The following is an 8,562-nucleotide window of genomic DNA, read 5'->3' as shown; positions in this document are numbered from 1 at the left end:
CATTGCAGTAGCAAACAAACTGTTAAAACAGGCTTTTGCTATTGCAAAATCAGGATTGCCATATGACGAGAACTTTGTTTCAAAATTAGCTTAATAATGCTTGTTTTTTAACTCAGTTCTTTGTTGTGCGTAGGTTTTATTTTTTATTCAATTCAAATGTTCCTTTGTCTTTTGGGTAGCTTGAATCATATTCACCACTTATTTCAGTTCCGTCATTAACTTTCATTCCATCGTATTCAATGAGCTGTCCATTTCCTATTGACATTTTAGCTTTAAAAAATCTATGATTAGATTCACGATTTTCATTCGGTCGTCTTTTTTGTCCAACGTTATTTCCATTAATATCCGATTCCGAAAAGTTTCCTGATAATTCTACTATTTTATTTTGTCCAGGCTTATAAAGACTCCAAAGATTGTAATAAATCAACGTTTCGCTTTTAAATTCAGCGCTGTGATTTTCAGGAATTGTTGTCAGTACTTTTCCACTAACGAGAGCATATTCAGAACTGTTCCATTTTCCGTTCCAATTTGATTCCGCAAAATTTTCAGGAATTGAAGTTCTATAAACGACTTCGTTTGATATAAACACAAGAACGAAGAGTATCAATATGGTAATTAAAATCCGTTTTAATATTTTCAGAAGCCTATTTTTCATTCAGAGTTCAGTTTTTCTCAACTTACGCACAACGGTTTCGGCTATGAGTAGTTGCGTGGTTTAGCGATTAACTTTGCAAGTACACACCAAGTTGGAAATTCCGCAGGAATTTCCAAAGTAGGCGAGAACAAGCAATTACTTATAGCCATTGTTGTGTGCAGTTTTTATTCGGTTATTCTTTTCTTCAAATCCATTCGTTCGTGCAATATTCTCGTTATTTCAACATAATTTTTTTCCAACGTTCTGTAAAATATTATGTGTCGATTTGCTTTCATTCCGAGAAGCTGCTTTGATATTCCTTTGTAGTTTTTTCCTAATTCAGGGTTTTCCGCAATTTCTGCACAGTTGGAAATCAGTCCATCATAATATTTATCAGCTTGTTTTTCCGACCAAACCTCAAATGTATAATCCCAAATCTTTGATAAATCCTCGACAGCTTTGTTAGTCAATTTATATTCAGCCATTCGAGTGCTTTTTCGCTTTTAGAGATTCCAAATGCTTTTTTGGGTCAAAATCGTGTGCAATTCCGCTGTCAATTCCTTCCTGTATAGCGGTTTTTAAAGCAATTACTTTACTTTCTTCTTCTTCTAAAAGTCTCAATCCAGCACGAATGACTTCGCTAACATTTTTAAACCTTCCTTCACTTATTCGACTTTGAACGAATTGGTCAAAATAATTTCCTAGTGATATTGATGTGTTTTTGTTCATTTGACATAAATTTATTCAAATATACCAAAATTTGGTATAATGACGAATTTTTTCTCAAATTGCACACAACGTGTTTGTGTATGGTTAGTTGCGTGGTTAAGCAACTAATTTAGTAAACAAATACGAACCCGAGAAAATTCCGAAGGAATTTTCCAAATAAGCACGACCAAAGCAATTAATTATACACGGTGTTGCCAGTAGTTATTTTAATTTGCTATTTAATTCCGCTATTTTCTTTTCAGCGTCTTCGTCTCTTTTTTTCTTTTTGATTAATTCTAATTTTGCTTCTAATATTCGTTCAATTCCAAGTAAAATTGTGTCAAAATAAGTTAAACAAATTTGTTCACTCAATTCGTGAATCCCTTTACTCAAAATTGAGTAAATAGCTTTGTTTCTAACCAAAAAATCTGGCAAATAATCTTTAAGACTATTAATTTTATCCGCCATTCTTAATCTCAAATAATCTTCTTCATTCCAATCATCTGAAGTCTTTGCTAATAAATGAGCTTCTTCGATTAAATCCTCAAAAATTCTTCTTAAATAAACAAATGAACCAATTCCAACTCCGTGAGACGCAAGTCCAATAGCTCTTATCAATTCCTTTTGTTTTTCTTTTGATAATACACTTCTATAATTTTTAACTTTCCAAGATTCAAATTCCATTAATGGAACATCTTGTCCTATTTTTATAAAAGTACCTGTTTTTTCAACGTTGAAATGGTCTCCGTCATCATCAGGTTCAGTTGTCGGAATATATTTTCCGAAAAAGGTAAAAACTGTATCATAACGCAAGCACTTAATAGATGTTTTATAAATTCCTCCACTACCTAAAAAATAATCTAAATTTCCATTTTCATATTTTCCAGGATAAAGTTCTTGTGTTACGTATGTCGTTGCAGTTTTACGCAATGGATTATAACCGTTAAACTTGGTTGGAACTTGAAGCATATAGATAAAATCCTCAAAATTTTCTGGATTCACTTCTATTTTTGCATAAAGTGGCGCTTTTAAGTAAAAGTCAAATAGTTCTAGATTCATTTTTATCGTTAAGTTCGGTTTTTCTAATTACTGGCAACGGTCTTGTGTATGAAACGTAGCGTGTAAAAAGACGCTAACTTTTCGGATTTAGCACAAGCCGAATTTTTTATTTTTATGTTTAATTTTCTTTTCTAAATATAACCAAATAAAAAATTTGGCGTACTTTGCAAATAAGCAAAAACCTCTCGGAAAGCCTATAACAGCTATGTTTTATACACGTTGTTGTGCATAGTGCTTTTCACGTTCAGCTTGATTTTCCGATGTTTCTCATTTAGTTCGGATTTAGCGTTGGCAAGACATACTCTTTTGCAATTTTTGGCGTAGCGTTGGCTTGAGCGAATTGCGAATGTGTATGGCTTTTAGCGTTGGATATTTCCACTAACATCTAGCATAAGATGATAAATTCTAAATCCATTATTATCAATGTCCGTGTGTGTCGAAGAATAATGATATTCAAAATCGTCAAAATACTTTTCGTTAGTTAAAGGCTTCGTAGTTTTAATATGTCCGAACGAAGAATTCAAAAGCGAATTAATGTCATTTGTATTTTGGTGAATATCCATTACTTCTACAATAAAACCAATCATTCCATTTACTCTGAAATGAGTAGTGTATTCTTTATCGGTAAATCTTCGGATTCCGTTTTTAATGTATTTAGCATTTAATCCACTTGTTCCTGTTACATATTTGTTGTCCAAAACTTTACACTCTATTGAATAGTATGCTTCTGTTTTATAAACGTCATTAGGCGATTGAATTTTTATATCAGGTCTCTTTATATTCTTTTCAGGAACTTCTGGATTGAAGAAATAGTTGAGTTTTAGGTTTTCCTTAATTAAATTATTGTTAAGATAGTCGTTTACCAATACGTCACGTATTAAATTTTCATCTTTTGGTAATGGAATTTTTGAGTCAACTATCATCGAATAGCATACACTAATTTTATGCATAATATATTCAAAATTCGCATCGTAAAATGGAACTGAACCTTTGAAGTTGGATGCATCAAGACTATTAAACATTGATTGTACTATGTTTTCCGGCAATTAATATTGCATCCCTAAATTCATTTACATCCAAATGTGCTATAGCTTTGTGCCATAGTCTTTTTTCATTAGGCTTTACTATATAAAATCCGTTATTTTCAAAACCTCTAACATCTTTTTGAATGAATAGTTTATCCGTAATTTTTTCAACACCTAATACAGATAGTAGTTCTAGAATAGAAGTGTTTTCTTGTATTGATTGAGATTTGTTATTTATATCTGAATTGATAGGTGCTAATTTGAAGAACAAACCAATTAATTGTCTAGTATACTTTATTTCGACCACTAATTGTTGGTCGATTCTCTTATATATTTCGTTAAAGCTGTTAAGGAATAATTCTATATATGAGGATAAAGTTTTACTATCAATATCCATCGGTTTAAGATTGTTTTCAAAACCCTTATGTTTCATAATTGAAGGAATTGAAACATCAGTTGCATAATCTAAAAGGTCTTTCTCCTGTTTAGAAAATGAAAATGCTGATAAAACTGCTCTATCAAGTTCGGTTTTTTTAGATTCCAGTTGATTGGATAAATTTAAATCCAATAGAATTTCATTGGAATGTATTTTATTCATTATTAATGATAATTCAGTAACCACATCAGAAACTTCCTTTTTGTCAACGAATGGAATATTGAATTTCTCAATATCGTGTGATTCTTCTCGCTCAATACCTAAAGAACTAAATGTTTGAAGTCCAAAATAGGAAAAGAATGAAGAATTGAGAATGCCACAAATTGATTTTAATTGTTTGATATTATTCTTGAGACTTTTTATAGCTGTTAATGAACTTTTAAATACAGCGTCTATCTCGCTAAATGCCGAAACTGAACGAAACATTGTGTCTGTTCCACCTGTTATAAGTAAAAATGGTGCTTGATATAGTTTTTCGTTTCGAGGTCTATGTACAGTTTCATAATCCCACGTATTTCGGATATTCGGATTCAGCCAAAATGGTTCAATATCCTTTCGAGTATCAATAAACGGTTTGCCGATTAAGTGTGTAGAATCGTTTTTGTCTCCACCACCAATCATAGCACCTTGACCAATTAGAAATTCATCTTCGTTACTTATCAAATCTTTAAGTAATGGAAAATTGTCTTTATTGGATAATCTTTTAATTAAATTAAAATCTAAATAAGTTCCATAAACGAGAACTTTCCATAAATAGTCATATTCTTTGAGTTGTTTTTGCGAAACTTTTTTGTAATCTGCTCTTTGTATAGTAAAAACCTTAAATAATGAGAAGAAGCGACTTGGTTTAAGGGTTATATGCTCAACAATATTTTTATCATTATTGCTGTTGCTCGTATAATCATAGAATAGGACAGAAGCAGGTGCTATCGCTTTATCATTAGAGTTATTAAATACTTCTCTGCGAACAGGTGCTAATTCAAACACTTTTCTTAAAGTAAAGCACTCTAAAAAGTATTTTCTAAAGTCTTTTGCGTTCTGATTATATAGAATTTTACTTGTTACAATTAATCCAATGTTGGTATTTGCAGATGCAAAATCGCTTGTACGTAAAACAAATGCTTGCGCTATTTCCTTATTACTTATCTTTATTTCGTTTTCGAAAAGACCTTTTTCTCTTTTTTGTCTGTTCTCGATGTATTTTACATAAAGTGGTTTTTTCTCTTCTCCTTTTCCTCTTTTCCAAGGTGGATTCCCTAGAATAAATGAAAATTCTTTTTTCCTTAAAACTTTATTAAATTCTGATTCTGTATCAAAAAAGTCAGACACAAAGAAGTTTCGATTTTCTAAATGTGGAAATTTAAAATTTTCAATATCAGAAGGGTTTTGATAATCAAGTAAAGTCAAATAAATCGAGAAAACAGCAACATTTATAGCGCTTTTATCTTTGTCAACTCCAAAGATATTATCTGAAGCTAATTTCTTTAAATCTTCTTTATATTGGTCTATGTTAGTTTTATAATTAGGATTTTTTGCCTGATACTTTTCGATAATTTTTCTTAAAGTTTCAACTAAAAAAATACCTGAACCACAAGCTGGGTCTAAAACTTTACAATCATAACCTTTGTAATTGGTGAATTTTTTTTCTACAGTTTCTGCTAAAATATAATCTACTAAAAATAATGGTGTATAATATGCTCCTTGTTTTTCTTGTTCATCGACTCCAATAAATAGTTCATAAACATTGCTAATAAATTCGACTGGAATAATTGAAAAATCATAAAGATTAAACAATGATTTTTGTCCTGTTCCTACATTATCGCCAGAAAGTAATTCGATTAATGTCGTAAAGCATTCATTAGGAATTGATTCAATATCAGTTTTAGATAAAGGGAATAAGTCTCCGTTAAATTTATCTTTCAGGTATTTAAAGAATTTTTGTACTTGATTTTTGTCTGATAATATTGAGCAAAATTCTGAATTAGTCCAAATTCGTGATTTACCTTTCTTCTCAAAATCTAGTTTAATTTTTCTGTCAATGATATATCTTACAAAGATAATCTTCCCGATTAATGAGTTTGCGTGTTCAGAAGATAAAGATTGAGATATAAGAATATCTCTAGCGGATTTTATGTTACTTAATAAATGAAAATCAATACGGTGTTTCGAATCAAAATCAGATTGATACTTTTCCCAAGTCTTTCCAGTTACTATTTCGAAATATTTGAAGTCATTTAATTTATCTTCATTTCCAAATAGTTTAAGAGTTTCTTTGTTTGTCAGATATTCAAATCCATTATATATTTCAACAGAATCTTGTTCTGAAACGATAACAATTGGTGTCTCGTTAAAATTCCAAATCTCTTTTAGCTTTGATTTTTTTTGAGTCCCTAGATTTTCAAAGAAAAGAATGAAAGGTTTGTTGTCTATACAAAAGAAAGCATCAGGTTTAATAACGTTATTTAGAAGCCTTTCTACTCTATTAGAAAATAGTTGACTTCTATCTTCGCCAGCGAGATATAAACCTTTCTCTTTGGTTAGGTTTAATTTGTCGAATATTTGATTTAGATGTCTCAACTCGCTTTTTCAGTTTTTGGACTGGATATTAATGTGCGAACGTCAACTTCTAATACTTCGGCAATTTCTTTTAAAGTTTCAAGCGATGGTTGTCTAGCATTGTTACACCACAAGGATATTGTAGACTGGTTTTTGTTTAATTTTTCAGCTAACCATTTGTTTTTAACATTAAGTTCAGCCAATACAACACGAATTCTATTAAGTTCCTTATTTGCCAAAATATTTGGATTTTAAGCAAATATATTTAGAATTTAGGTCATTTTCTATTTTTCGGTTCGGTTTATTTTGAGCGTTGGCAAAGAACAGCTCTTTTGGTTTTTTCAGCGTTGGCTTATGTGTCGGCAAAAAACCAAATGTGCTGTTTGTGCGGTTGGCTTTTTTAGTTCAAATGTTGATGTTTTGCACGATTTTCCGCATTATGCACAACGGTTTCGGCTATGAGTAGTTGCGTGGTTTAGCGATTAACTTTGCAAGTACACACCAAGTTGGAAATTCCGCAGGAATTTCCAAAGTAGGCGAGAACAAGCAATTACTTATAGCCATTGTTGTGTGCAGTTTTTATTCGGTTATTCTTTTCTTCAAATCCATTCGTTCGTGCAATATTCTCGTTATTTCAACATAATTTTTTTCCAACGTTCTGTAAAATATTATGTGTCGATTTGCTTTCATTCCGAGAAGCTGCTTTGATATTCCTTTGTAGTTTTTTCCTAATTCAGGGTTTTCCGCAATTTCTGCACAGTTGGAAATCAGTCCATCATAATATTTATCAGCTTGTTTTTCCGACCAAACCTCAAATGTATAATCCCAAATCTTTGATAAATCCTCGACAGCTTTGTTAGTCAATTTATATTCAGCCATTCGAGTGCTTTTTCGCTTTTAGAGATTCCAAATGCTTTTTTGGGTCAAAATCGTGTGCAATTCCGCTGTCAATTCCTTCCTGTATAGCGGTTTTTAAAGCAATTACTTTACTTTCTTCTTCTTCTAAAAGTCTCAATCCAGCACGAATGACTTCGCTAACATTTTTAAACCTTCCTTCACTTATTCGACTTTGAACGAATTGGTCAAAATAATTTCCTAGTGATATTGATGTGTTTTTGTTCATTTGACATAAATTTATTCAAATATACCAAAATTTGGTATAATGACGAATTTTTTCTCAAATTGCACACAACGGTTTTGGCTATGAGTAGTTGCGTGGTTTAGCACTTAACTTTGCAAGTACACACCAAACTGAAAATCCGCGAGGATTTTCAGAAGTAGGCGAGAACAAGCAATTACTTATAGCCATTGTTGTAAGCAGTTTTTTTATAGTTGATTTATGTATCCAATAACTTTGGATTCAGGTTCGTAAAATACATATAAATATCCGTGTCCAAAGTGTAGATAAGGGTCAAATGATTCTTTATCTAAAATCTCTTGTCCATTTACAGTTTCAGAGTCATCAATATCTCCTATCTGAAATAGAAATTCCATTTTGTTTCCAGAAATTGGGCAATTAAGCCAATTTTCATCGTGAATCCAATTCGGTATTCCAGTGTGACCAATTTCTCCAGGCACCATATCAAATTCGTGAACTCCAACTTTTATTTTCCTTGAAGGTGCATTTTCAACCTTGAAATTCAATTTCTTATATTCAATATAGGCATCATAAGGAATGTCCTCAAATAATTGATGGAAATTCGAATCTACATTATCTCTTATCAATTTGGGTTTTTTTGGATTAGAATAGTCAAAAAACACAGGTGATTGCAGGTCAATGAATATTGGGCAAACTAAATGTAAGTCAAAATCAATTTGCGGAAAATATGCTTCTTTTTTAGATATATATCCGATATAGACTATAGGACTTGTTTCTAATTCTGGAATATTAATTTCGGAACTTGCTTTTCCACCAATTGAGTTAATTCCGTTGTCGTCCAAAATCAAACTTGCTTTGTCCGAAGCAGATTTTTTCTTAAATATTTTTGATAGTATGCTCATTTCTCAAATTGCTTACAACGGTTTTGTGTATGGCTCGTTGCGGAAAATCAGCTATGATTTTCCGCCGTAACCGAAAGATAGCAAATTGCAATGAATTCCGATTAGGAATTCAGCCGCAATGAGCTATACACGTTGTTCTACGC

At 31.5% G+C, this 8,562-nt stretch carries 10 protein-coding genes; all 10 read right to left on the bottom strand.

What is annotated here, in order from left to right; translation table 11 throughout:
* Window positions 1-136: 136 nt before the first annotated feature.
* The 10 genes from FC091_RS15010 to FC091_RS14965 all read right to left on the bottom strand — a co-directional run bounded on the left by FC091_RS15010 (window position 137) and on the right by FC091_RS14965 (window position 8,419).
* Entirely contained in the window at window positions 137-589 is a 453-nt protein-coding gene (locus FC091_RS15010) for a hypothetical protein (protein ID WP_138435193.1), read from the bottom strand.
* A 230-nt stretch (window positions 590-819) separates the two neighbouring features.
* Window positions 820-1,119: a type II toxin-antitoxin system RelE/ParE family toxin gene (locus FC091_RS15005; RefSeq protein WP_138435185.1), complete on the bottom strand. Its 300-nt coding sequence runs from the start codon at window positions 1,117-1,119 to the stop codon at window positions 820-822.
* Window positions 1,112-1,363 carry a type II toxin-antitoxin system ParD family antitoxin gene (locus FC091_RS15000; protein WP_042297154.1) on the bottom strand — a complete coding sequence of 84 codons (252 nt, stop codon included), beginning with the start codon at window positions 1,361-1,363 and terminating at the stop codon, window positions 1,112-1,114. The genes FC091_RS15005 and FC091_RS15000 overlap by 8 nt, the downstream gene beginning before the upstream one ends.
* Window positions 1,364-1,564: 201 nt before the next feature.
* Complete coding sequence (locus FC091_RS14995) at window positions 1,565-2,401, bottom strand: hypothetical protein (RefSeq protein ID WP_138435192.1); 837 nt, start codon at window positions 2,399-2,401, stop codon at window positions 1,565-1,567.
* Window positions 2,402-2,760: 359 nt separating this feature from the next.
* Window positions 2,761-3,324: a hypothetical protein gene (locus FC091_RS14990; RefSeq protein ID WP_138435190.1), complete on the bottom strand. Its 564-nt coding sequence runs from the start codon at window positions 3,322-3,324 to the stop codon at window positions 2,761-2,763.
* A 91-nt stretch (window positions 3,325-3,415) separates the two neighbouring features.
* Complete coding sequence (locus FC091_RS14985) at window positions 3,416-6,439, bottom strand: HsdM family class I SAM-dependent methyltransferase (RefSeq protein WP_138435189.1); 3,024 nt, start codon at window positions 6,437-6,439, stop codon at window positions 3,416-3,418.
* Window positions 6,436-6,657: a helix-turn-helix transcriptional regulator gene (locus FC091_RS14980; RefSeq protein ID WP_212745840.1), complete on the bottom strand. Its 222-nt coding sequence runs from the start codon at window positions 6,655-6,657 to the stop codon at window positions 6,436-6,438. The genes FC091_RS14985 and FC091_RS14980 overlap by 4 nt, the downstream gene beginning before the upstream one ends.
* A 340-nt stretch (window positions 6,658-6,997) precedes the next feature.
* Window positions 6,998-7,297 (bottom strand): type II toxin-antitoxin system RelE/ParE family toxin, encoded by a 300-nt coding sequence (locus tag FC091_RS14975; protein ID WP_138435185.1) that lies wholly within the window; start codon window positions 7,295-7,297, stop codon window positions 6,998-7,000.
* The gene (locus FC091_RS14970) at window positions 7,290-7,541 is read right to left on the bottom strand and encodes a type II toxin-antitoxin system ParD family antitoxin (RefSeq protein ID WP_042297154.1); all 252 of its coding nucleotides are present in this window, start codon (window positions 7,539-7,541) and stop codon (window positions 7,290-7,292) included. The genes FC091_RS14975 and FC091_RS14970 overlap by 8 nt, the downstream gene beginning before the upstream one ends.
* Window positions 7,542-7,744: 203 nt before the next feature.
* Window positions 7,745-8,419 (bottom strand): hypothetical protein, encoded by a 675-nt coding sequence (locus FC091_RS14965; protein ID WP_138435184.1) that lies wholly within the window; start codon window positions 8,417-8,419, stop codon window positions 7,745-7,747.
* Between the last annotated feature and the right edge of the window lie 143 nt (window positions 8,420-8,562).

Source organism: Winogradskyella algicola, assembly GCF_005869935.1.
GTDB lineage: Bacteria > Bacteroidota > Bacteroidia > Flavobacteriales > Flavobacteriaceae > Winogradskyella > Winogradskyella algicola.
This window is presented reverse-complemented; position numbering and strand designations above follow the sequence as displayed.